23 protein-coding genes are annotated in these 25,510 nt (G+C 44.3%); 14 read left to right on the forward strand and 9 right to left on the reverse strand.

What is annotated here, in order from left to right:
• Positions 1–5: 5 nt before the first annotated feature.
• Positions 6–206 carry a hypothetical protein gene (locus MSG36_RS08170; protein WP_048659067.1) on the reverse strand — a complete coding sequence of 67 codons (201 nt, stop codon included), beginning with the start codon at positions 204–206 and terminating at the stop codon, positions 6–8.
• Between the two features lie 195 nt (positions 207–401).
• Between MSG36_RS08170 and MSG36_RS08175 the strand changes: the two genes are divergently transcribed.
• From MSG36_RS08175 to MSG36_RS08185, 3 genes are all read left to right on the forward strand, one after another.
• Positions 402–716, forward strand: a complete 315-nt coding sequence (locus MSG36_RS08175; RefSeq protein ID WP_004742367.1) for a DUF496 family protein — start codon at positions 402–404, stop codon at positions 714–716.
• Positions 717–921: 205 nt separating this feature from the next.
• Positions 922–1,548 carry a D-Ala-D-Ala carboxypeptidase family metallohydrolase gene (locus tag MSG36_RS08180; protein WP_248367183.1) on the forward strand — a complete coding sequence of 209 codons (627 nt, stop codon included), beginning with the start codon at positions 922–924 and terminating at the stop codon, positions 1,546–1,548.
• A 164-nt stretch (positions 1,549–1,712) separates the two neighbouring features.
• Positions 1,713–1,949 carry a hypothetical protein gene (locus MSG36_RS08185; protein WP_050052413.1) on the forward strand — a complete coding sequence of 79 codons (237 nt, stop codon included), beginning with the start codon at positions 1,713–1,715 and terminating at the stop codon, positions 1,947–1,949.
• 32 nt (positions 1,950–1,981) lie between these two features.
• On the opposite strand, the gene MSG36_RS08190 is transcribed toward MSG36_RS08185, so the two are convergent.
• Positions 1,982–4,546 carry an ATP-binding protein gene (locus MSG36_RS08190; RefSeq protein WP_248367185.1) on the reverse strand — a complete coding sequence of 855 codons (2,565 nt, stop codon included), beginning with the start codon at positions 4,544–4,546 and terminating at the stop codon, positions 1,982–1,984.
• Positions 4,547–5,439: 893 nt separating this feature from the next.
• Between MSG36_RS08190 and MSG36_RS08195 the strand changes: the two genes are divergently transcribed.
• Complete coding sequence (locus MSG36_RS08195) at positions 5,440–6,876, forward strand: glyceraldehyde-3-phosphate dehydrogenase (protein WP_050621730.1); 1,437 nt, start codon at positions 5,440–5,442, stop codon at positions 6,874–6,876.
• A gap of 239 nt (positions 6,877–7,115) precedes the next feature.
• On the opposite strand, the gene MSG36_RS08200 is transcribed toward MSG36_RS08195, so the two are convergent.
• On the reverse strand, positions 7,116–8,171 hold the full coding sequence (locus MSG36_RS08200; RefSeq protein WP_248367188.1) for a hybrid-cluster NAD(P)-dependent oxidoreductase: 1,056 nt from the start codon (positions 8,169–8,171) through the stop codon (positions 7,116–7,118).
• Positions 8,172–8,272: 101 nt separating this feature from the next.
• A complete protein-coding gene (hcp, locus tag MSG36_RS08205; protein ID WP_248367191.1) occupies positions 8,273–9,934 on the reverse strand; it encodes a hydroxylamine reductase in 1,662 nt (553 codons plus the stop codon).
• A gap of 273 nt (positions 9,935–10,207) precedes the next feature.
• On the opposite strand from hcp, the gene MSG36_RS08210 reads away from it, so the two are divergent.
• Together MSG36_RS08210 and MSG36_RS08215 are read left to right on the forward strand one after the other, a co-directional pair.
• Positions 10,208–10,438, forward strand: coding sequence for a hypothetical protein (locus MSG36_RS08210; RefSeq protein ID WP_017061777.1), 231 nt, complete (start codon positions 10,208–10,210; stop codon positions 10,436–10,438).
• Positions 10,439–10,491: 53 nt separating this feature from the next.
• Complete coding sequence (locus MSG36_RS08215; protein ID WP_248367194.1) at positions 10,492–11,655, forward strand: alpha/beta fold hydrolase; 1,164 nt, start codon at positions 10,492–10,494, stop codon at positions 11,653–11,655.
• Between the two features lie 126 nt (positions 11,656–11,781).
• Here MSG36_RS08215 and MSG36_RS08220 read toward each other — a convergent pair whose 3' ends face one another.
• The 3 genes from MSG36_RS08220 to MSG36_RS08230 all read right to left on the reverse strand — a co-directional run bounded on the left by MSG36_RS08220 (position 11,782) and on the right by MSG36_RS08230 (position 13,892).
• Entirely contained in the window at positions 11,782–12,396 is a 615-nt protein-coding gene (locus MSG36_RS08220) for a LysE family translocator (RefSeq protein WP_017061779.1), read from the reverse strand.
• A gap of 120 nt (positions 12,397–12,516) precedes the next feature.
• Entirely contained in the window at positions 12,517–13,437 is a 921-nt protein-coding gene (locus tag MSG36_RS08225) for a LysR family transcriptional regulator (RefSeq protein WP_061038489.1), read from the reverse strand.
• Positions 13,431–13,892: an Lrp/AsnC family transcriptional regulator gene (locus MSG36_RS08230; protein ID WP_048608920.1), complete on the reverse strand. Its 462-nt coding sequence runs from the start codon at positions 13,890–13,892 to the stop codon at positions 13,431–13,433. The genes MSG36_RS08225 and MSG36_RS08230 overlap by 7 nt, the downstream gene beginning before the upstream one ends.
• A 253-nt stretch (positions 13,893–14,145) precedes the next feature.
• On the opposite strand from MSG36_RS08230, the gene yjeH reads away from it, so the two are divergent.
• Entirely contained in the window at positions 14,146–15,411 is a 1,266-nt protein-coding gene (yjeH, locus tag MSG36_RS08235; protein ID WP_248367197.1) for an L-methionine/branched-chain amino acid transporter, read from the forward strand.
• Between the two features lie 16 nt (positions 15,412–15,427).
• Here yjeH and MSG36_RS08240 read toward each other — a convergent pair whose 3' ends face one another.
• Complete coding sequence (locus tag MSG36_RS08240; RefSeq protein ID WP_248367200.1) at positions 15,428–16,885, reverse strand: PLP-dependent aminotransferase family protein; 1,458 nt, start codon at positions 16,883–16,885, stop codon at positions 15,428–15,430.
• A 90-nt stretch (positions 16,886–16,975) separates the two neighbouring features.
• Here MSG36_RS08240 and MSG36_RS08245 point away from each other — a divergent pair, with 90 nt between their 5' ends.
• Positions 16,976–17,635: a pyridoxamine 5'-phosphate oxidase family protein gene (locus MSG36_RS08245; protein ID WP_248367203.1), complete on the forward strand. Its 660-nt coding sequence runs from the start codon at positions 16,976–16,978 to the stop codon at positions 17,633–17,635.
• 82 nt (positions 17,636–17,717) lie between these two features.
• Complete coding sequence (locus MSG36_RS08250) at positions 17,718–18,698, forward strand: urea transporter (protein ID WP_248367205.1); 981 nt, start codon at positions 17,718–17,720, stop codon at positions 18,696–18,698.
• Between the two features lie 10 nt (positions 18,699–18,708).
• Here MSG36_RS08250 and MSG36_RS08255 read toward each other — a convergent pair whose 3' ends face one another.
• Entirely contained in the window at positions 18,709–19,716 is a 1,008-nt protein-coding gene (locus MSG36_RS08255) for an AraC family transcriptional regulator (protein ID WP_248367206.1), read from the reverse strand.
• Between the two features lie 133 nt (positions 19,717–19,849).
• On the opposite strand from MSG36_RS08255, the gene MSG36_RS08260 reads away from it, so the two are divergent.
• The 5 genes from MSG36_RS08260 to MSG36_RS08280 all read left to right on the forward strand — a co-directional run bounded on the left by MSG36_RS08260 (position 19,850) and on the right by MSG36_RS08280 (position 25,193).
• The gene (locus tag MSG36_RS08260) at positions 19,850–20,200 is read left to right on the forward strand and encodes an MFS transporter (protein WP_017066493.1); all 351 of its coding nucleotides are present in this window, start codon (positions 19,850–19,852) and stop codon (positions 20,198–20,200) included.
• Positions 20,194–21,417 (forward strand): biotin/lipoyl-binding protein, encoded by a 1,224-nt coding sequence (locus MSG36_RS08265; RefSeq protein ID WP_048608932.1) that lies wholly within the window; start codon positions 20,194–20,196, stop codon positions 21,415–21,417. The genes MSG36_RS08260 and MSG36_RS08265 overlap by 7 nt, the downstream gene beginning before the upstream one ends.
• Positions 21,418–22,096: 679 nt before the next feature.
• Positions 22,097–23,335: a cytosine permease gene (codB, locus tag MSG36_RS08270; protein WP_248367208.1), complete on the forward strand. Its 1,239-nt coding sequence runs from the start codon at positions 22,097–22,099 to the stop codon at positions 23,333–23,335.
• 9 nt (positions 23,336–23,344) lie between these two features.
• Entirely contained in the window at positions 23,345–24,622 is a 1,278-nt protein-coding gene (locus MSG36_RS08275) for a cytosine deaminase (protein ID WP_017064864.1), read from the forward strand.
• 358 nt (positions 24,623–24,980) lie between these two features.
• Positions 24,981–25,193, forward strand: a complete 213-nt coding sequence (locus MSG36_RS08280) for a cold-shock protein (protein WP_004740083.1) — start codon at positions 24,981–24,983, stop codon at positions 25,191–25,193.
• Positions 25,194–25,510: the final 317 nt, after the last annotated feature.

Consider the following 25,510-nt stretch of genomic DNA (forward strand, 5'->3'; position numbering starts at 1 on the left):
AGTAACTAGTGTTCAGACAAAATTGGTACTCGTTTCTTTCTGCCCTGTTCATCAATCATTATGATCTTAGAACGGTTTAGCTCTATTTCCACGACTTCCAAATAAGTACGCTCTTGTACATACGCATCACGAAGCTTGTTCTGCTCTGCCGAAGATTCAGTAACATCGTCACCCAAATCTTCTGTTTCCAATTGTTGTTGATTCATTTCACATATCGTATCAATGCAGTATCTACATAGGATACTAACTTGAACCGCGAGATAAAAACAATCACACGTTAGAGAGAGTGACGAATAATTAAACAACCTTACTTTTGCTTTGATCTAAAGACTGTTACATCATCAATTGATGTGCTTTAATCAGAACCAGACAACGTATTTGACGAATAGGAAAAGGAATCTATGAGCAGCGTATTTGAAATTGTTAACCAAGCACGACGTAAGAACAAACTTAAGCGTGAACTTTTAGACAACGAAAAGAAAGTTCGTGACAACCGTAAGCGTGTCGACCTTCTTGATAACCTACTTGATTACATCAAGCCAGAGATGACTCACGACGAGATCCTAGGCATTATCAAAAATATGAAAGCTGACTACGAAGACCGTGTTGATGACCACATCATCAAGAGCGCCGAGATTTCTAAAGCTCGCCGTGACATCAGCCGTCGCATTCGTGAACTGACAGAAGAAGACAAGCAAATCCAAGGTAAGAAATAATCTCACCTAGTTGATTAACTTGTAATAATGTTAGTAACCCACTCTTTGTAGTGGGTTTTTTTGTACCTAAATTCTAGCGTCTATACTTAAGCGTACCTAAGTAACCGCATGAAATGAACAACTATAGAACACTGAACCATTAGAGAAAACAGAGCAACCGTAGGAAGAAAAATAACTAGGTGAACATCAGCGATGGAGAGACCGTATGTACGCAAGTATTCTGATTACCTTGGCGTTATCAACGACACAACCTTACCCTGAAAAATTTGAGAAACTTTATACCGAAGAAACCGAAATCACTTATGACGATCTCGTGGTCGATGTTCATGGCTACAAGGTTCCGACCCGATCAGCATTTCGAGGTTGGATGCTCCTTAACCACGCCCAAGATCAAGTCAAAGCGATCGGTCAACAACTAAAAGACAACGGCATCACTCAGAGCATGCCTCTGCATTTAGTCTTGTTGCAAGGCACGGATTGGGCAATGAGTAATACGACCCTGTTCACCCTTCCCAATAAGAAACATGTGCCAAACATGGTCAATACCCTTAAGTACATACAACAATATATTGAGCCTGAAATTGGCGTGGTTATCCCTGTGTCCGGAGAGCGAACCAATATCTACAATCAACAAGCTGGCGGCGCACTGCGAAGTAAACACTTGGAATTCTGCGCCTTAGACTTAGTTCCTGCGAATGATATTACTCGCGAAGATCTACACGTGAAACTTAAAAAGGTTCATGCTGAATTTGGGCAAAAAAATAACGTTGGGCTGGGGTTGTATTCTGGTGTTCGATTCCACATCGATACTTGCGGATTCAGACAGTGGTAATCACACTAGAGAGTCATAAAGACATGATAACCACCAAAGTCATTATGACTCGCAAAGTTAACAGGACACTTTAACTAGTTGATTTAATGATTAAAATAAAACTGGAACGCTAATTGCTATTGATAACGAGTATCATAATCATTAATAGCAATTAGGAATTCAATATGAAGACGATGACTCAACGCTCTCAAACGCTACTTTCTGTTTCAAACTTCAGTCTAGCAACCACCGCCTTGCTTATGCTACTCAGTATTATCGTTGCTTATCCAATGGCCGATCACTTCTCACTGCCAATTCAAATCGTCGCCCACATCAGCACCATCTTAGTCGCAGCCTTGTTGAAAATCAGCTATGTCGGTCGTTGCCTTGCACAATACAACCTTGGATTAGAAGTTCGTTAAGTAGCACCTCGTTAGCCTTGATACGGGAACCCTTAAACAATATCAAGGCTACTGAAAAGATCGTACAGCTGGTGAGATTTATAGGGTTTCGGTAAGTAGGCGTTCATACCGGCTTCAAAACAGTCTTTGATGTCTTCTTCTAGAACACTGGCGGTTAAAGCAATGATGGGTAATGGTGTGACTTGTTGATCGGCTTCCCACTGACGAATCGCACGAGTCGCCGTTATACCATCCATAACAGGCATCATGCAGTCCATTAAAATGGCATCAAACTGAGCCCCCTGAGTGATGACATCCACCGCTTCTTGGCCATTACTGGCAATCAAATATTCATAACCCGCTTGCTCAAGGAAGAAGCTCGCTATTTTTTGATTCATCAGATTGTCTTCAACGATCAAAATGCGTCGATTCAGAGAGCGAACTTCTTCATCTTTTGCTTCCACTTGAGGCGTTTGCTCTTCGCCCACATCGAGAGATTGTAAGCTGGTTAAGAAACGTCGGCCCAAGAATGGCAAGGTATGAGTCGAGTGGACTGTTTCTCTGATTAGGTTGGTTTTAAATAGGTGATGCTGACAAACGATGACGCGAGCAAGAGGATATATCGCCTTCAACGTCGCAAGATCTTTTTCCATAGAGTGGTGCAAGGTATGACAATAAAGTATGAAGTCGCTTTCTTTAACACTTTCACTCAGGGCTGCAATGGATGACACCACATTGGCTCGAACATTCAAACGCTCACACTCTTTCACAAGCTGATCGAGGTAATTGAAAGAGTTCGAGATGATGGTCGCTCTACTCAGGTTATTGAAAGTTTGAACAGGCGCTTCTACAATATCGACATACAAACAAAACGTGAATGTAGAGCCCTCTCCTTTCACTGAACGCGCGGTAATGTAACCACCCATCAAATCAACAAGCTGTCGACAAATCGCAAGCCCTAGCCCCGTACCACCAAATTGGCGGGTAATGCTGCCATCTTCTTGAGTGAAAGGTTCAAATATGGACTCTAGCTTCTCTGGCTCAATCCCAATTCCAGTATCAGACACACTGCATTCAAGCTTACCTCTGCCCATAGACATAGGTGTATAAGCAATGTCCGTGGTAATCGTGCCCTTTGACGTAAATTTGATGGCGTTAGACAGCAAATTGGTCAGCACCTGCCTCACACGGTACTCATCGAAAAACAGCTGCGGTGGAGTTTGGGAATCGATATTGATGTCGAGTTCGATATCCTTACTTATCGCTTTGGATAAAATCACACTTACTGAGTCGTAAACCGCCTCTCTCAGATCAGCGTTGTGTGGCGATAGCATTAAGTTGCCCGACTCGATTTTGGACAGGTCAAGAATGTCATTAAGCAGAACCAGTAATGAGTGAGAAGACGATTCGATATCTCCTAACACTTCTTGTTGATTTGGGCTCAGTTGACTTTGAGATAAGATCTCAGCCATGCCAATGATCCCGTTGAGTGGTGTACGTATCTCATGGGACATATTGGCTAAAAATGCGCTCTTGGCCTTGTTAGCCGAAATTGCATCTTCCTTTGCTTCTACTAACTCTTTGTTATGTTGATAGTTGCGCTCCATCACTCGATTCAAAGTTTCAGTGAACTCGGCAAGTTCATCGTTGCCTTGAATATGAATAACCTTGGGCTTGCCGTAGCTATCCGCGCATTCAGACACCCCTTTCAAGATAATCGACAGGTTTCTGTTTAAACGCAGAGACGTCGCGACCCCAAGCCACATCAGAACACCAGAAGCGATGAGTATAAGCAACGTCATGACCAAGGTTTGTCTTTTCTGCAACGCGATATTCTTGGTCAGCTCAAACTGTATTTGATTGGTGTAAGCGCCAATCGCTTTTGAAATCGCCCGTTTTTTAAGCTCTAAGCTTTTCAAGTGTTGATATATTTCGGGTGATGAAAAGTCCCCTTTGAGGATTCGTGATGTGAACTTGTCTTGGAATTCATCCTTGGCGACAGCGTTTAACAACAGTCTAATGTTTGGAGAACGCGTATCCGAACGGAAAAAGGTATCTAATAGCTGTTGCTGCCTCTCAAGAGCACCGACATAGCTAAGCAAGTATTGGTTTTTAAACTCTGGCGAGCGATACAAACTGAAACTTAACCACGCTTCTCTCTGAGTCCAAAACACGTAATGCGTAAGATTGATGAACATCGCATCCGCTTGACCAATATTTTCATCGACTAAGGCCATGCGATATTCAGACAGATCCATTAGCACGTCTTTTAATAAGTCGAAAGCGCGCTCTGTCGATTGTCTGCTGTCTCTGGTTTCAGATGTACTAGCTAGGGTCATCAACAGCTTTTTCAATTCAGCTAACTGAGGATCAATACTCCAATTGCTGTCGAACTGTTGAAGTCGCATTCCATACTGAGTCAGTCTATCCAGTTCTGATTGCAACGTTAAAAGTAACTGACCTTTCTCAGGGGAGTCATTAGACAGCACCAACCATCGATAAGCATCACTTGATACCGTATTAAAAGATTGAAGCGCTTCGACCTTAATACGCGTTGTTTCAAGGTGATTCATCTTCTCATCGTTCTTAAGCACTTCATTCACTGTAAACCCGAACATAATGAGTACAGAAACCGTGGAAAGAAAAATAAGACGCCATCTAATTGACATATTTATCATTTTTATAACTACTCCCTTCCCGAAAGTAATTTACCTAACCCAAATTAAGAATAGGACATTAACAGGGGGTTATTGATCAAATTGGATATGAACAAACGATACTCTGAGCCCAGAACGAAAAATTAAAGCCAACTGGTATCCAGAAAAGAGCTTTAAAGCGGAAAGGCGTGCTTTTATTAAGACTGGTTTAAACAAGCGAGGTTTCAGAGAGCAAAATGTAAACAAAAGACGTTTTCTCCAGTTATTATCACGCGCATAACAAGTGAACGGCCACATTTCGCGTCTCAACTAGACTGTGAATAATGACTCTGCGCGCTAACAAAGCGGATAGTTAGGTTAAAATTGTGACATCCAATCGTTTGCGTAATGCACTTTTCACGCTCAAACTAGACTTATTAAAAGGTCGAACAACAATACTCGCTGATTCCCTTATTTGTCGTTTACTGTTTACGTGTAACTTGAGTTAGCGATCACATCTTTAATGTTCAATATGACCTGTATTACATATTATCTTTTGAATTGAGTATTTTTTGACGAAAAATAAGTGCTACAGATTGTTAAAGTCAATAGTCTTTATTGACGTTCAAATCTTGATTTATGGCTAATATAAAGCCAATTTACAGATATTTTGTCTGCATTTATTTTTCCTAGCAGAATAACCCGTCGTACCTTACAATCCTGCCACATAAAAATTACAAGTTACACACAAGGTATATCAGCACATTTAAGTGGCAATAAAGACCACAGCCTGATGCCTCAAATCCCCTATGCTGATTGGCTTCCCTACAACCGCCATGAATGCAGAAACTTAACGTGAAAGGTCCCGAGTAAAGATGAGTCCCGAAAAGCACCTCCTAGATTGGCAAACTAGTCAAACCATTGCTGAATCCATCGCTCCAACTTTAGGTCAGTTATACCGTCAAAAAGGCGTAGAAGTTATCCTCTTTGGTAAGACCTTAGTTAACGCGACAACTATCGACATCATCAAAGCTCACCGCATCGCAAAACGTTACACTGGTTCTCCTCTTACAGCAGAACAGACTCAACCTATCATTCAACACCTTCTCTCTATGGACTTATCTCCATGTCGTATTGACGTTGGTCGCCTTGCACATTCATTCTGGCAAGATCGCGAAGACACACACGGGTTGGATGATTTCCTACAAACTGCGCTAATTGAATCGCTTGAAGGCGATGCGATGACAGAACCTCGTGACGTTGTATTGTACGGTTTTGGTCGTATTGGCCGACTGCTCACTCGCCTGTTGATCGAGAAAAGTGGCCCGGGTTACCCACTGCGTTTACGTGCAATCGTTGTACGTGGCGGCAAAGATGGTGACCTAGAAAAACGTGCAAGCCTGCTTCGTCGTGACTCTGTACACGGCCAATTCAACGGCAGCATTGTTGTAGACCAAGAACGCAAAGCGATCATCGTTAACGGCAACTTCATCCAAGTTATCTACGCAAACAAACCAGAAGAAGTGGATTACACGACTTACGGTATTGAAAACGCACTTGTGGTTGATAACACAGGCGTATGGCGTGACGCGGAAGGCCTGAGCCAGCACGTTGCGTGTAACGGTGCGAAGAAAGTGCTACTGACTGCGCCTGGTAAAGGCGACATCAAGAACGTGGTATTTGGTGTAAATGAAAATGTTATTCAGCCAGAAGACACCATCATCTCTGCAGCAAGCTGTACTACTAACGCAATCACTCCAGTATTGAAAGCGGTTCACGACAAGTTTGGCGTGCTGTCTGGTCACATCGAAACGGTGCACTCATTTACCAATGATCAAAACCTAATCGATAACTTCCACTCGGGTGATCGTCGTGGTCGTGCTGCATCATTGAACATGGTTTTGACATCGACTGGCGCTGCTAAAGCAGTATCAAAAGCGATGCCGGAAATGGAAGGTAAGCTAACAGGTAATGCGATTCGCGTACCTACGCCAAACGTTTCAATGGCAGTAGCGAACCTAAACCTTGAGAAAGGCACAAACAAAGAAGAGTTGAACGAGTACCTACGAGAAATGGCGCTGTCTTCTGCTTTGTCTGCACAAATCGATTACACAGACTCGACTGAGATTGTATCTACGGACTTGGTTGGCTCTCGTCACCCAGGCGTGGTTGACGGTGTGGCGACTATCGCACAAGACAACCGTGCCGTGCTGTACATTTGGTACGATAACGAGTTTGGCTACAGCTGCCAAGTTGTTCACTGTATGGAACAGATGATGGGTGTACGCTACAAGACATACCCAGAAGTTTAATTAACTTCGCTCTTGTAGATACGTCCATCGCGACAAGCTCCACAACATAATAACTATATCTGCGAAGTCTGTATGGGCTTCGCAACCCCTTTTGTTTTACTCCCCCGTATAAACAAGAGGGTTGCCACTTAGATCTGCTCTCTCTAACTGATCTAGGTGGCCTTTTTACATCTAGCGCTCTAACTTTTATCGCTATGACAAGACCTTGTCTTCATCACTCTTGCACAGCTTCGCGTCTGTTATAACTCCACCTCAACATCTGACTGAATCGAACTTGAACATGCGAGCACGTAGCCCTGTTCAATCTGTTCTGGCGTCAATGTTTCTTGGCTGCTTGATTCCACAGATCCTTTGGTCACTTTGCACTTACACGAACCACAAATCCCACTACGACAAGCGATAATAATTGGAACGCCTGCTTTTTCTAATGAATCCGCCAATGGTGTACCAGTTTCCGCTTCAACTTCAGCGCCGAACGCTGGCACAAATACCTTAACTGCACTATTCGTATCGTCAGCAACTTCGGCGTTTGACGCTTCTGATTGAGCATTCTGAGTAGCAGGAGTAAAGCTTTCTTGATAGAAGTTATCCATGTTGAACTCAAGCTCTTTCAGATAGCTCTCAATATCTTGCATGAAGCCGACAGGCCCACACAGGTAAACGGTTCTCTCTAAGATATCTGGGCTCAGTTTCACCAACCAGTTTTTATCTAAACGACCTTGAGGAGCCATTGTTCCTTCATTGTCTTTTAGCAAAAGTTTTAAGTTGAAGTTCGCATGTGATTCATCGAGCTGATGAAGTTCTTGAAAGTAGATAGTCTCAAGCTTGTTGCGTGCCATGTGGACGAAATCAATCTCGATGTCACTGTCTTGAGACAACCAATACTTTGCCATCGCCATCACTGGAGTGATACCGCAGCCTGCACTCACTAGCGTTACTTTCTTTGTTGCCGTTGGCATGCAATCAATACAATTAAACGAGCCTGCCGGCTTCAACACAGAAACCTCGTCACCTTCATCAAGCTCATCAACAATAAAGTTCGAAACCAAGCCACCTTCCACACGCTTGACCGTCAACTTCAGGCGGTTATCTTCGGGGCAAGAAGCCACTGAATAAGCACGGTAATCGGTTTTCGTCGGCATATCTAAACCCAAGGTGATGAACTGACCGGGCTTAAAATTGAAATGTAAGTCTTGTGGAATACTGCCAAGCTCAAAGCTGACCGTATCTGGCGTCTCGTGCCATTTCTTTAAACACACTAAATTGATTGAATCGCTATCCGACCATGCATACATAGTTCACACACCTTACTGATACTAAAGAATTAAATCTAGAAAGCCCCGCCGCTGCACGTTCCTAGAGAACAGCAACAACGGGGCTTGGGAGTGGGCTTATATTAAGCCGCTAAGATTGTTTTAAGATCTTGCTCTGGCGTTGAGATAGAACGCATGTCGAACTCGTCTTGAATAATCTTTAGTAGGTTCTCTGTTAAGAAAGCCGGTGCTGTTGGGCCGGTGTAGATGCCTTTCACACCAAGAGCAAACAGAGTAAGCAGGATAACGATCGCTTTTTGCTCGAACCAAGAAAGAACAAGTGTTAGCGGTAGTTCGTTGATGCCACAATCAAACTCTTGAGACAGCGCAAGAGCTAGCTGAATCGCTGAGTAAGCATCGTTACATTGACCAACATCGAGCAGACGTGGAATACCGTTAATGTCGCCGAATTGGTTTTTGTTGAAACGGAATTTACCACACGCCAATGTCAGAATTACTGAGTCTTCTGGCGCTTGCGCTGTGAAATCTGTGTAGTAGCTACGCTCAGATTTGTCGCCGTCACAACCACCCACTAGGAAGAAGTGTTTGATGTTGCCTTCTTTCACTTGTTCAACAACCGCTGGTGCAGCTTCCATCAAGGCATTACGACCAAAACCGACAGTGATCATTTGCTCGATCTCGTCATGCTTAAAGCCTTCTTGCGCAAGAGCACAATCGATCACTGCACTGAAATCGTCACCTTCAAGGTGAGCAACACCCGGCCAGCCTACGATGCTACGCGTAAATAGGCGGTCAGCGTACGAGCCCACATCAGGGTTAAGCAGACAGTTAGATGTCATTACGATCGCACCTGGGAAGTTCGCAAATTCTTTTTGCTGGTTCTGCCAAGCGCTGCCGTAGTTACCCGCAAGGTGCGGGTACTTGTTTAGTTCAGGGTAACCGTGTGCAGGTAGCATCTCACCGTTGGTGTAAACGTTAATGCCCTTGCCTTTCGTTTGTTGAAGGATCTTTTCTAGATCATGCAGGTCGTGACCAGAAACAAGGATACAGTGACCTTGCTTCGTCTTCACATTCACGGTTGTTGGTTGAGGGTGACCAAATGTATCTGTCTCGCCTTTATCCAACATTTCCATGACTTTGTAGTTCATTAAGCCAATCTGCATAGACGTATCTAACAGTTGTTTTAGGTCTGATGGATCTGTACCTAGGAACGCCATGATTTCATGGTATTCAGCAAAGATAGCATTGTCAGTTTGACCAAGAACACGAGCGTGCTCCATGTAAGCTGCTGCACCTTTTAGCCCGTAAAGACAAAGAAGGCGAAGACCAATCACATCTTCGTGTTGAGAGTCGTGACCACGGTTTACCGCCGCTTGAGGGGCAAGCGCCAATAGCTCTGAAGAGTCCGTTGGAAGGTCGAATTGAGCAGCAGCAGAAAGCGCTGGGATCTCAAAACCAATCAATGTCGCTGCCGCGCGAACCTGTTGTTCTAAGCGCTGCTTAAATTCGTGAGATTGCTGTGCGAATTCGATGATACGAGCAGGATCGAAGTTAACGTTGGTCAGTGTTGCGAAAAACGCTTTTGGCGCCCACTCGTCGATTTCAGTATCAATAACATCACAAGCACGGCCTAAATTGGCCCAAAAAGAAACACCTTGAAGAGAATGCACCAACACGTCTTGAAGGTCGGATACTTCCGAAGTTTTACCACACATACCTTGTGCGAAAGAACAGCCTTTTACGGTTGGGGTTTGAATTGTTTGTTCACATTGAATACAGAACATATAAGGGCTCCAGTAATTTTTATTAACTGTAAGTACTTTGCTTACAGTGACTTATTCCAAACCCTACAGAGCATCAAGCGTGCCAACTTTTAACCTGTTGATTTTATTAGATTTAGTTTTATTCCATATTTTTAGTGCGTGATTATGACTACATATAAACTCCCCAACAGCACACATCCGTGTCATAGTGACTCTCAGAGATTATTTAACGGCGTTCATGTTTCGTTCAGAATAGAAGCGATAAAGTAACAACATAGAAAAAGAGGAATGAATATGAAAAATATATTAGTTACGATTGTTGCATTGTTTACTGGCCTTTTGGCGTTATTCACAAGCTTGATCCTTGCTATTCCTTTAGCTATTGCAGCTTTAATTACTGGCAAGCGCATTCAGAATCAAATGAAGAAACAAGGTTTCGCAGCACATATGAACACTCGTCAGTCATCAACCAATGATGCCGGTGTTATTGAAGGTGAATACGAAGACCTTTCAAGCAAGAAGTAACCTAAACTTTAGTTTCAGACATAGTGAAAGCACAACAGAGACAAGATTACATAATGCAAAGAAAGCCCCTCCTAGCACTGCTGGCCTTAACGACTTTAAGTCTCGTTGGTTGTTCCAACGAGACACCGATACCCGCTTACGAAACTTCTCCAGACTTGCCTAGCTATCAGCAAGACAGCTTTGATGCCTATGTTAATGACACCCAAGATTGGTTATTGAAAAACCGTGTGTTCATGACGGAAGACAAGCAACTAGAGATCCAACTCAATTCACCAACCGAGTATCAACCAACCTCGCCAAACGGTAAGGCGGTGTTATTGGTTCATGGATTAGGCGACTCACCTTATTCATTTAAAGACATCGCTACCCATTTGGCAGAGCAAGGTTACTTAGTGAGAACCGTATTACTTCCGGGGCACGGCAGTCGCGTGGGTGACTTAATGCAGCCGAGCCTAGAAGATTGGCAAGGTGTGGTGGCTCATCATACGAAGTTACTTGAGCAAGAATATGATTCGGTTTGGCTAGGCGGCTATTCAACCGGTGCGAACCTCGTGACTTCACAGGCGATGAACGATCCAAAGATCTCTGGGTTACTGCTGTTCTCACCTGCGTTTCAACCGAGCTCGTCTGCCGTTCAATACGCGGGACTAGCAAGCTACTTTGTCACTTGGGCTGACCAAGATCCTGAAGACAATGTTTTACGTTATAACTCGTTGCCAATGAACGGTGCCTCGGTTTACTACGAGACATCAGAAGTCGTACGTGATGACTTGCAAGATAAGCACTTCGACAAACCAGTGTTTATTATGATGAGTGAAGGCGATAGCGTGATTGACACCAACTACGTTCAGCAAGCGTTTACTGAATCTATGCAGAATCCAAACAATGTGTTGGTTTGGCAAGGAGAGACGACTCTCGAGGATCCTCGCGCTGTTCAGTACAGCATGAAAATTCCAGAGCAACGTATCTCGAACGGCTCTCACATGGGCTTACTGTTCTCACCAAACAACCCTTACTACGGAATCAATGGTAGCGAAAAGATTTGCTCCAATGGTCAGGCTGAAGGCTTTGAAGAACAATGCAACGCAACCAGTGAGGTTTGGTACTCAGCTTGGGGCTATCGCGAAGAAGGCAAAAACCATGCACGTTTGACTTACAACCCCTACTTCTCAGACTCGATGGCGAAGTTAGATACCGTGCTGAACTCTGAAGGCTAACAAGCTAAAGCCTGTCGAAGCCAATCCATAGAAATCAAAAAGGCTCACTAGATAACCTCTAGTGAGCCTTTTTTAATGAGTGTCGTTTCTGGTGAACGTCTCGTTACTTATTCTTATCGCGCACTGCTATATCGTCCACACCACACGAACAGCAAGCAGGATCAGCACCACGCCAGATAGTCGATCAATCAACTGAGCTTTCGAGCGAATGCGTTCAACAATCAACGGGCTAGACAGTACCAAGGTGATAAAGGTGTACCAAAGGCCGTCGACAATCAGCGGTGTTGAAACAATAATCACTTGATTGGTCAGTTCATTACCTAGCGCAACAAATTGGCTAAACAGAGCGATGAAGAACAACGCGATCTTTGGGCTCAAGATAGAGATCAAGAAAGCTTCACGAGCAGACTGCATGTAACTCATCTTCTCACCTGCTTCTAATTTAGCGGCAACACCACCTTTCGAACGCAACGCATTAACGCCAAGATAAAGCAGATAAGCAGCACCCGCTAAGCTAATACCTTTGAACAACATTGGGGATTGCTCAAGCACAACGGCTAAACCAACAATGGTTGCGAACGCATAAATACCGATGCCAGCTGCGTGTGACCAAGCTGCGATAAGCCCGTTCATACGGCCACCAGCCAAACTGTGTTTAGCGATCATCGCCAAGCTTGGGCCCGGAGACATTGCACCCAACAAGCAAATCGCTAATAAAGAAAACCAAATTGTTACTGTCATCATTCCATTCCTAATAAAATAAAGCGTTCCAGTTGAATGCTCTACGCTTAATACTTGGCACTTACCATAATTCGCAGGAGGTATTATTTGAAATCAAAGATTATCATCACACCTATGATTTCAAGTCATACTGATATTGTAACTCGACTTTTGCATGGCTTGGAATGCTTTTTCTCGCGCCCATTTGTGGGCAGAGTCGTTGTCATATTTAGGGTGCCACATTAACCAATAGGTATGCATCTCCGTATCAAATGGCAACGAAAAGTAAGCAGTATCGAGGTGTCGACCTAGGTTGTAGGCGATATGTTCTGGCACGATCATCAGATAGTCGTCTTGCATTAACACAGTGCCAGCGGATGAAAAGAACGGGACCTGTAAAGCCACTCTTCGCTTCAGCCCTTGCTTCTTCAATGCTATGTCCGCGTAGCTGTCTTTATCTCCACCACCCGTCACTTTGATGTGAGAGTAGTGAACAATATCTTCTGCACTCAAAACTGCTTGTTGAGCCAATGGATGCGACTTTCGCATCAAACACACCGACTTATCTTCGCCAAGTTTGATGCTTGAGACATGTTCAGGCTTTGTGGGAAACATACTGGAAGCCAAGTGAATACCCGACTCGTTCAGTGCTTCAAGGTAGTTTGGCTGCCACAGACGATAAGCTAAATTGATATTTGGCGCCTCAGCGGATACCTCTGCCACAATCACAGGAAGAATATACTGAGCCACATAATCACTCGAGGACAACACCAATTCACCCTGCCAATCTTGCGGTTCGAAGGGTTTATCATCTAACAGGTGGTCAAACTCCCCAAGCAGGTCGTCGAGTTTGCCTTTAAGCAGAAGTGCGCGGTTGGTCGGCACCAGTTTGTTGCCGTCACGAACCAGCAAAGGGTCACCACACAAATCTCGTAACTGGCTGAGCTGGCGGCTCACTGCGGATTGTGTGATATGCAGGCGTTGAGCAGCACGGCTTACGTGACACTCTTCAAGAAGTACATGCAGAGAGCGCAGTAGGTTTAAGTTTATATTGCCTAACATGAATGCACCGTCGCATTCTGTTTGTTGAAAAACTCGGTCAAAACCGTATGAGTCATTAAGTGGCGCAAATCTGGGTAGCTTTGCAGCTGATCGCGAACTCGGTTCAAGCTCTCCATGCTTTCAACTTCAACATAAAGCATCATATCGGTCTCACCGCTAATCGAGTGGCACCATTGCACCTCTTCGATACTCTGGATTTGTTTCGCGTAAGACTCACAGCTATGGTCACTACTCGACATGTCGAACTTCAACAAGATATAAGCGCACACATTCTTCGTTTGGTTGGGTTCTGCCACTTGAGCGCAGTAGCCCGTAATCACTTTGTCGCTTTCCAGTTTCTTGATTCTGGCGTTCACAGCCGAACGTGAGAGGCTGACATCTCGGGCGATATCACTCACTGAGCATCGTGCATTGGTTTTGAGAATATCCAAAATCTGGCGATCAAATTTATCCATGCTTCTGATTCTTTCCATTTATTGTTCTATTTATAACGCCTAATTTGACACAACTTTCCGACTTATAACAGCCATTCTGACAGCCGACACTTTCACGCTGAATCGGATTAATACCGTTAAAATGACGGTGTCTTACGACGTTTCGCTAGCTGTATTATTGATGTCGACAATGTATGCTCTCAATCATAACTTCACACCACCAGAAGAAAGTTACTGGAAGACCGTGACCAGAATCAAATAGCTAGGAGAGCGAATGACACAACTCAAACAAGAAATCACGCTTATTTCAGGAATAGGACAGCTCTCGACGACCTTGCTAGGCACGGGATTATTTATGATCCCTGCGATCGCAGCAGGCATTGCAGGACAGTTGTCTCTTCTCGCTTGGTTAATCCTGTTTATCGCTATTTGCCCGATTGCACTAACCTTTTCAGCATTAGGAAAACGCTACCCGAATGCGGGTGGTACTGCTTATTTTGTGCGTCAGGCGTTTAGCGAGCGATTAGAAACAAGCGTGGCGTGGTTGTTTGTGAGTGTTATTCCTGTCGGTATTCCAGCGGCGATTGCATTGGCAGGTGGTTTTGCTCAACAATTGTTACCCGCACCTCTCGATACACCATTGGGGGCTCAATCCTTTACTGTAGCCCTGCTTATTGCCGTCAATTTGCTGGGCAGTAAGTCTTCTGGCCGACTGCAAACCGTGATTGCGTTGTCGATTTTTGCCTTGGTTAGCGCTTTTGTCTGGAAAGCCGACATCACGGTAGCCGATGTGGCTCTTCCAGCCATCTCGTCCGATTCGGTGTGGTCTATCGGCGCGGCTTTGGCTGTCATGTTTTGGTGCTTTGTCGGAATAGAAGCTTTTGCTCACATGGGAGAGGAATTCAAAAATCCACAACGTGACTTCCCAATCGCCATCATTGCAGGCTGTTTTGTTGCGGGGTTAGTGTACTGGGCTTGTTCAGTGGTGATTCTTAAACTGGGTGCTTTCGGTTCACCTGAATTCGATGCAGCATCCATCCCTTGGGTAACAGAACAACTGTTTGGTAATGGCTTCAAAACCGTCATCAGCGTGCTGGGGTTCTTTGCTTGCTTTGCTAGTCTGAACCTTTATACACAAAGCCTATCACGAATGATCTGGGCTCAAGCTCGCCAACACAGTCCTTCAAGTAGAATGGCTCAACTGACCAGCCACGGCGTACCGCTTTACCCAACGTTAGCCATTGGCTTTGTCGTGCTTATCTCGTGTGTGATTGGTGAACTCTCTAACTTGGACCTTGAGTTCTTTCTCAAGCTCGCCAACGGTATTTTTGTTCTGGTTTATCTGCTCGCAATGTTAGCCGCTTGCCGATTACTGACAGGCGCATCTAGATACACAGCCATGCTTTCATTGGTCATCTGTACCTTGGTGTTTATCTGTTTAAGTTGGTCGATGCTCTATGCCGTGACTATTTTTGTGACATTGTCACTCCCCTGGCGAAAGTGGTTAGGTAAACCCACTGTTTCTGTCGACAAGCTGTAAACGATACCTACCAATATCACTGATAAAAAAGCCGAGCGATCTGTTTGATCTTCGGCTTTATCTCAGCCAACCGTATATTTCCAAACCCCAGCACCGCCCCACTCCAATCACGAGCATCACTCGAACCGTACTCATAAAAATCAAACGGACGAATGATGATATTTTCAAGCTCAGCTCGTCGGCTCCACTCATGTTCAGATATACCTTGATACCACTTCACGGTCACATGTAGCCCTGCCGCCTGACTGATCACTTCAAGATCGCCATGAAACTCGCTTTCAATCGCTTCTATCATGGCTTCATACTTGAGTTTGTATGACCGACGCATCTTTCTAATATGACGCAGTAAGTCGCCTTCTCGAACAAAATCCGCCAAAGCTTCCTGTGTGTGGGATGCCGTGTCTCCCGTTAACGCGTCTTTGATCTCAAGACACTTCTCCACCAGACTTTCTGGCACCACTAAGTACCCTAATCGAAGGCCATTGAACATCACCTTACTCAGAGAGCCGACATAGATGATGCGATCATCGAACCCCAACTTTCCCGCCAACCCTTGCATGCAGGTATAAGGGCGATGAGCAAATTGGAACTCACTGTCATAGTCATCTTCAATGATCCATGACTGATGTTGATTGGCCCAGTCGATCAGTTTAAGGCGTTGCTCAGTATTAAGGGTCGTGCCCATTGGGTATTGGTTACTCGGCGTGACATACAGAGCCTTAGCATTGCTAGCCAACACTTTTTCAATATCTAGCCCCACCTTTTCACGCACACTTACACCATCCAGCTCTAGTCTCAACAGATCGATAATCTTATGCACTTGTCGATAACCGGGTTCCTCCACAAGAATTTTGTCGCCCATCGCTAACGTCGCCATTAATCCGATTGAGATGGCTTGCTGCGCACCTGCAGTGATAATGATTCTGTCGGTATTACAGTGAACTGAACGACTGCTTGCAAGGTACCCGCTCAATGCTTCTCTCAAGGCTAAACTTCCCTGAACCTCTTGATTGCCTGCAATGTTCTGACGTGTAGAGTGGCGTTGCAGCAGCCTCTGCCATTTCGCAAAAGGGAACGCATCTAAGTCAGGGACTCCGGGGGCAAAGCTGCAGTTAATGTCGTTCGGTGTCGCTATGTTTGCACTCGGTTTACTGACTGTTTGTTTGACCTTCGGATCCTGAATACTGTTTGGCTTAGACAAACTTAGAAAGTGTTCTGGTTGTTCAACCGAGACATAAAACCCTGAGCCTTGCTTACTCTCGATATAGCCTTCGGTGACCAGTTGTTCGTACGCGTAAATCACCGTATTTCGACTCACCGATAACTCGACGGCTAGCTTACGAGTTGAAGGTAACTTACTGCCCTTGCTCCATAAATCGTGAACGATCTTCTCTCTTATCGCGTGGAACAAGGCGGTTTGACGCGTGTCGTGTTGTTCGACTAACTGTAGGTCACCGACATCGATAGGTTGCATAACTGGATCCAAATAGTCTTTAAAAGTGGCTCTATTTAATAGACCAGTTAATCGCTACATTAATCAAAAGGCAATGATTAAGGAGCGATTATGTTATCTAACACGAAAAGAACCACGATTAAAAAAGGGGCTCACAAAGCCGTATTTGAACAAGAGAAACTGCACCAAATTATTGATGAGAGCTTAATCGCACACATTGCATTGCAGGGCGAACAAGGCCCAATGGTTATCCCGATGCTCGCGTGGCGAGTGGATAATATGGTCTACATTCATGGGGCTAAAAACAGTCGCCTACTAAAAGGGCTAAAAAAGGGAGAACCCACCTGCTTAACATTCACCTTGTTCGATGGTTGGGTGTTGGCTCGTTCGGCATTTCATCACAGTGCGCATTATCGTTCTGCTGTGGTATTGGGGTCATTTTCAGTCATCGATGACAATCAAGAAAAGGATCGCTTGTTGAATATCTTTATTGAGCAAATCGCGCCGGGCAGAACCGATGAAGTCAGGCTCAGTAATGAAAAAGAACTCACCGCGACCGAGTTGTTAGCGATACGTTTAACAGAAGCTTCCGTGAAGATTGGTAAACATGGAGTGAATGATGATAAAGCCGATATGGACATTCCAGTATGGGCTGGCGTATTGCCTTATCGAACGGTTGTTGGGCCATTAGAAACCGTTCCAGAGCAAGAAGGCATCATTGAAACACCAGATTACCAACAAGCTTATGGTGAACGCTGGTATCAGAATTAACACGCGAAGATGGTGAACTTGATAAAATTGTATACAATCTGACTTACAAAAATTTAACATGACTCAATAATGTAATCAGACGATGAAAACGAACAAGGATATTCTACCATTTCAAGGCTTGCTCAATGGCATTGGGCAAGTCTATTTCACACCGTCTGTCATGACGTCGATTTTACTGTTGCTTGCCATTTCTATAGAGTCACTTGCACTGGCTTTTCTTACTTTGCTTAGCGCCAGTTGCAGCTATGTATTAGCCTTCTGTTGCTATATGTACACCAACACCAACACCAACACCAACACCAACACCAACACCAACACCAACACCAACACCAACACCAACACCAACAAGGCAGCTTACGATATTGATAGTGGTATGTATGCGTTAAATGGGGCTTTAATTGGTTTATTTATCGGTAACTTTTTTGGTGTCACACCATTATTGGCTTTAGTGACTGTGTTAGGTGCAGTACTCACAGTGCCGATTGCCCACATCGTATTCAGTTTTGAGAAATATCGCGGTTACACTAGCGCCTTTATCTTCACCACTTGGTTGATTTATATTATCCAATCAACCTTTGAGCTGTCAGCATTTTCGACATCTGATTCCGCACTGATGCCACTCATCAGTATTGAGGCTAACTCATGGTTCAACCTGCCGACAGTGGTTATCCCGTTGTTAAAGGGAATAAGCCAAGTCAGCTTCATCGAAAATGCATTGTCGGGGCTAGTTATCTTGGTTGCCATCGCACTTAACAACCTAAAGCATGCCATTTGGGTTGTGCTAGCAGTAATAATTAGCACCATTTTTAGTAAGATGATCGGTGCTTCTGGCGCGCTAATTGAGCAAGGTCTTTATGGGTACAACGCCATTCTTGCCACTCTAGCACTTGTGCTCTATCCGCGGATCCCTTGGCCGTTAATCCTATTAGGCATTCTTTTGAGCTGCCTTGTTACACTTGGCTTTCATGAACTGTCACTACTGCCACTCACCGCCCCTTTTATTTTGAGTACTTGGGCTGTGGTTTACTTGTCCAGCCTGATCCATAAGCGAACCATAAGTTAGCTCTGTATAGTTACAGGCCGGTTTTTAAGCGCTCCACATATTGCTTGGGCGTCAAGCCTCGATGTTTCTTAAACATCCGATTAAAGCTCGCGACGTTGGTATAACCTAACCTCGTCGCCACTTCTTCCACTGGCACTGAATACAACAATAGCTCCACCGCCACGTTACTTAACGCGTATCCCATGATGGTAGAAAAGTTAACACCCAATTTGTGTAATCGTCGCTGGAACTGCTGCTCAGATAGCCCAAGTAAACTCGACACTTTATGCAGTGTTGGCAGGCCGAAATGGCGACTGTAATTGATCATCTCATAGGTCACCTTATGCTCATCCGCGGCATCAGGCATGTTGAGGTAATTATCTAAGTCATGAAAATTCATGGCCAAGCTCATCTTGCCGATCGAAGGGGCTTGATTGATCGATAACCTCGACTGGCTTGGTATCCAGATTTCAGTTCGTGGCTGGCCCCACTGAATATTGCACCCAAAATACTCTTGATAGAGTTGAGTGTTCTCGCGATAACCTGCGATAGAGACGGCTGCGGGGGTAAAGTCGTCTCCCAAGTAACGCCTTAATATCTTCATCATAAAGATGGCAACTCGAATCGAGTCATGAACCTTACCCACCTCAGTATAAGCAGAATTGTCATAGCACCATTTGATGAAATTACCGACTTGAGCGCCATATAGGAAAGCCCCAGACTGCAAACAGTGCAACCCGATGTTAACTCGGCGTATGGACGACGCCAGATCGTGCCCCGAGAAAAACCAGTTAGAGAGAGGGCCTAGCCTTTCAATATCCACTCTATCAGCCAGCTTCAAGATAATATCGGAATCGTCGGTTTGTTGTTCAAGCAAGCCATACCATTTGTCCACTTCACTTACGGGGATAAGGTTCATCGGGTTATTAAACACCGATTTAGGAATACCTAATTGCTCAGTATTCACAGCCTTATTAGTCGTTGCGTATTGGTAAATACCCAAAATACCCAATGCTCTTAAGAAGTTACAATTGTTCATTAGCCACCATACTTAGAAGTCACTATTACAGATCAAATCATAATGACATCATTATTAAAGTAATTGGTAAATTTTCAACTTCTAAATCTGATATCAATCACACTCGGCGCTCAATTTAACCTAGGGTATATCAATGAGTTTAGTTAGTGTCCCATTTGTCGGAACCGGCGCAGATACCGCACTACACGTAGTTGCAGGCGTGGTGTTAGTCGCAACCATCGCTGCTGCATGTTACGGCTTCTGGCGTGTGCATGAATTACCAATCAACAAGGCTCACAGTAAAGAGCATCAACAACTCGGTTTGATCACCGCATTAACATGGATTGGTTTTGTATGGCACTGGGTATGGGTACTAGCAGTAATTTTGGCCTTCGTTGATATGGAAAAAGCCATCATCAATCTAAGAGACACATGGAAGTCACCAACCACAACCAAGGAGCAAACAACTTCCGACAAGCAAGATGAGGAGAGCCAAACATGTTAGAAGGCTTGGCAATTTGGGCACTGTTCATTTACTTACTCAGACTTGTTGGTATGCCTTGGAACAAAGGCACCAAGGCGTTTGCATACCTAGGTGGTACATCTTGGTTGCTGTTTGTATGGGTTGGCCTACTCAACTTTACTCCGATGGATCTATCTGGAGGCTCAGTGGTTCAGTCTCCACATATTCAGTTGCGTCCAGATTCAACTAATGTGTCGGGAAAAACTTCCAAAGTCCACATCCATCCGAACCAAGATGTGACTGAAGGGCAGCTAATTTACGAGATTGATGACACCAAATATGTCATCGCAAGAGACAAAGCCAGCGTTCAACTTGAGTCTGCCGAGGTCGCTTTAGATACAGCTCGCCAAGAAGTGAGCATTGCAAAAGTCAGCTATCAATCGGCGCTTGAAGACATCAAAGCTTCAGTCGCACAAATAGATTCGGCTAAAACAGACTTAGTACTGCAATCTAAGACGCTTGATCGTTACCAAAAACAAAACAAAGTGGTAGAACATACGATCACTGAAACTGACATCGACCAACAAACAGCAAAGGTAGACTTAGCGACGTATAACGTTACGACATTGGAATCTCAGCTCAGCAAGAAAGAAGTCGATGCCGAGAATGCGAAATTAAACATCCACAAAGCTGAAACCAATGTGAGCAAGAAACAGACGGAGGTCGATTCAGCAAAGGCAACACTGGCACAAGCACAATGGGACTTGAACAGCACCAAAGTCACGGCACCGACTGACGGCTTTGTAACGAACTTTATTCTTCGTGAGGGTCAGCGCGTTTCAATGATGCCTCGTATCCAGATGTATACCGAAGAGAAGTACGTGCTGATGCGAGTGAACCACCAAGCGATTCGTAATATTAAGGTCGGTCAACCTGCGGAATTTGCGACAGCGGTATACCCAGGAAAAGTGTTCTCTGCAACCGTAGAAGGCATTGTAGAAGCCACTGGTGAAGCGCAAGCAAGTTTGCTGGGTATCGATGAGCAGGTTCGTGTTACCACAGGCAAAAATCTTCAGAACAAGCACCACTTTGTTCGTTTAAAAATTGATGAGGCAGAGGGTTACGATATTCCTGTTGGCTCTGTCGGATTAGCCTGGGTAAGCGGTGAGAAGCCTATCAGCTTTATGGCGTTCCTAGACGTAATACGCGGGATCATCATTAGAATGAAGTCTCAACTGTACTTCTTCTACTCCATCTAATACTTCCTATTGGTGAAGCAATACCCAAGCCCGTGCGCTCTTAGATCGCCGGGCTTTTTGTTTATTTCACTATTCGTCGCCAGAAAGAACACAAACTCGAAAAACGAACAAACACTCTAAATTTGCAAATCGCAATTGCATTTTGCAATTAGACATTACAAAAACGCAAATTAAACGCTCAAATACGCACCAGATTGCTATAAAACTGCCGTTTTACGTGGTTTTAAAAGTTGGCACACTAACTGCTATGTATATATTGATCCTTCTTAAGCCGAGGGTCACCTAGCCAACTGACGTTGTTAGTGAACCTATTCTTGTTCACAAAATATATAAGCCAATTGCGATTATTGCGATTGGCTATTTTTTTGCCTGCTGCTTGGCCGACCGCCCTCCTCTTCGATACAGACACCCATTCAAACGTATAATAATCAACATTCATAGCCAACCAATAACAGCAGATAACCAACGCGTTATAGAAAACGTTTTCTATTTATTTTTTTGAAATAAATGCAGAAAATAACCTTATGTTTTACAAGATAATTACTGTAATAACTGATTTTAAATCGCCCTTATTGATAAAATTAGCATTGACTATGTGATTTATATCACCATAATGCGCACGTTTGCCTGCAATACGGCGACCGTTAATTTTAATTTTGATCATTTGCGGAGGTAAAAAATGGCTGCTGATAATAACTACAGTCTAGGGCCGGTTCCTACATCGGCTAGGAAAGGAGTCGCTTCACTCACCATGGTAATGCTTGGACTCACTTTCTTCTCTGCAAGTATGTGGACAGGTGGTTCACTCGGGACAGGTCTTTCATTCAACGATTTCTTCCTCGCCGTTCTCATCGGTAACCTAATCCTCGGTATTTACACTTCTTTTCTTGGCTACATCGGCTCATCTACTGGCCTCTCTACTCACCTTCTTGCTCGTTTCTCTTTCGGTACTAAAGGCTCATGGCTTCCTTCTTCGCTGCTTGGTGGTACACAAGTCGGTTGGTTTGGTGTGGGTGTTGCGATGTTTGCTATTCCAGTACAAAAAGCAACGGGCATTGATACCAACACCTTGATTATCGTATCTGGCTTGTTAATGACGGGTACGGTGTACTTTGGCATTAAAGCACTAATGGTACTTTCAGCGATTGCGGTGCCTGCGATTGCGATTCTGGGTGGTTACTCAGTACTGACTGCCGTAGATAGTGTTGGCGGACTAGAGCAACTGCAACTAATTAAACCAGAGACGCCAATGGACTTCTCAATGGCGCTTGCAATGGTTGTTGGTTCGTTTGTAAGTGCGGGTACGTTGACTGCCGATTTCGTTCGCTTTGGTAAAAAGCCAGCAAGCGCAGTATTGATTACTATGGTCGCGTTCTTCATCGGTAACTCGCTGATGTTTATCTTCGGCGCGGCAGGCGCAGCAGCAACCGGTCAGGCTGATATTTCAGATGTGATGATCGCGCAAGGTCTACTGCTTCCAGCTATCATCGTGCTTGGCTTGAATATCTGGACAACCAATGAAAATGCACTTTATGCATCCGGTTTGGGTTTATCTAACATCACAGGTCGCTCAAGTACTACAATGTCTATCATTAACGGCATTATCGGTACGATTTTCGCGCTTTGGTTATACAACAACTTCGTTGGTTGGTTAACCTTCCTTTCGCTGGCAATTCCACCAATTGGTGGCGTAATCATCGCCGACTTCTTCGCGAACCGTAAACGTTACAAAGATTTTGCAAATGCAGAGTTCCAAACCGTTAACTGGGCTGGCATTATCGCGGTAGCAACTGGCGTAGCCGCTGGTCACTTCCTACCTGGCGTTGTTCCTTTGAACGCAGTGTTAGGTGGTGCAATCAGTTACCTCGTGCTTAATCCTCTATTGAACAAAAAAGCTCTGAAATCTCAGGCCGCTTAAGGACACACTATGACAACCTTATTAATCAAGAACGCGAAACTTCAAGACCAAGAGGGCTTGAAACAGATTCTGATTGAAAATGGTCAATTTTCTCGCATTCTCGATAATGACGCACAAATCAATCATCAAGGTGACATCCTTGATGCTGAAGGTGGCATTGCAGTTACTCCTTTCTGTGAACCGCACATCCACCTAGATACTACTCAAACTGCTGGTGAGCCTAACTGGAACATCTCTGGCACTTTGTTTGAAGGTATTGAGCGTTGGGCTGAGCGCAAAGAACTGCTATCAATCGAAGACGTAAAGTCTCGTGCCAAGCAAACACTGAAATGGCAGATAGCTAACGGTGTTCAACACGTTCGTACACACGTTGATGTGTCTGACCCAACACTCGTTGCGTTAAGAGCGATGGTTGAAGTTCGTGAAGAGATGAAAGAGTGGGTCGACATCCAGATCGTTGCATTCCCTCAAGAAGGCATCCTTTCATACCCTAACGGCAAAGAGTTGCTTGAAGAAGCAGTGAAGATCGGCGCTGACGTTATCGGTGCTATCCCTCACTTCGAATTCACTCGTGAATACGGCGTTGAATCTCTGCATTATGTGTTTGAGCTTGCACGCAAGTACGACTGTCTGATCGACGTTCACTGTGATGAAATCGACGACGAACAGTCTCGCTTTGTGGAAACATTAGCAGCTCTTGCTCATAAGTTTGAAATGGGCGAGAAAGTAACCGCTAGCCACACGACTGCGATGGGCTCATACAACGGTGCTTACGCATCTCGCCTGTTCCGTCTATTGAAGATGTCAGGTATCAACTTCGTGGCAAACCCGTTAGTGAACATTCACTTGCAGGGCCGTTTCGACGATTACCCGAAACGCCGCGGTGTAACGCGCGTTAAAGAGATGCTAGCAGCAAACATCAACGTTTGTTTTGGCCACGATGATGTGTTTGACCCATGGTACCCACTGGGCACAGCGAACATGCTTCAAGTTCTGCACATGGGACTGCATGTGACACAGGTGATGGGCTACGACCAAATCAACAACTCACTTGATTTGATCAGCAAGAACTCTGCTCGCACATTGAACATTCAAGACAACTTCGGCATCGAAGAAGGTAAGCCAGGTAGCTTGCTGATTCTTCCTGCTGACAATGGCTTTGATGCAGTGCGCCGCCAAGTACCAGTGCAGTACTCAATACGCCACGGTAAGGTGATTGCAGAGACTCAACCAGCGAAAACAAAAATAAATTTAGATCAAACTGAAGATATCAACTTTAAGCGTTAATATCGTCTATACTAATGATCAAAAGGAAGCTGAGATGCTTCCTTTTGTTGTGTTGGACGAAGCGACAAAACTATCACTAAATCAGTGTAAATCTTGTACATTCGCACGGTATGACAAAAAAAGCACAAATTTCTTAAGCAATGCGTGTACATCTCAAAAGACTGTGTTAACATGCTCTCGCTCTGTTAGCCGGAGTTATTTAAGTTAGATGAATAGTAAAAAATTGACATGTAAAATCGTTACCCGTTTTTGTAAGTAGTTTTTCCTTATTTCTTAGCAATATTAAATAATTCAATTATCAGCGCATTGCATTAAATGCAATCAACAACTTAGAAAATTTATGAATAAGGGACAAATTATGTCTAACACAAATACTGGCACTGTAAAATGGTTTAACGAAGAGAAAGGTTTCGGTTTCATTTCTCAAGACAACGGCGGCGCTGACGTATTCGTACACTTCCGTGCAATCGTTTCTGAAGGCTTCAAAACTCTGAAAGAAGGCCAAAAGGTTTCTTTCGAAGTTGAAAACGGTCAAAAAGGCCTACAAGCAGCAAACGTTGTTGCTCAATAATTAGCTCTTAGCTAAAAAAGAATTTTAAAGCGCTGATTTTTATCGGCGCTTTTTTATGCCTGCTCATAAACATTTCCTCTCTCGATACAAGCTTCCCCCGTAAATTCTGAACAACTGAAAATCACCTGCAAAGCCCCCTCAACCTAAACTCTCTCTGTTAAAGCTCTACGATCAATCTACTTCACTTTTTGTATGCACTTCCCTAGACAACAATACTCATTTCTCACTAATGTTTTGATACGAACTCACTCTATGCTGAAAGTTTGATAAGCCCAAATATGGTTAAAGAACAATCCATTAGAATGCACTTATGAATA

It is taken from the genome of Vibrio sp. 1CM8B (genome assembly GCF_023161685.1).
Lineage (GTDB): Bacteria > Pseudomonadota > Gammaproteobacteria > Enterobacterales > Vibrionaceae > Vibrio > Vibrio coralliirubri.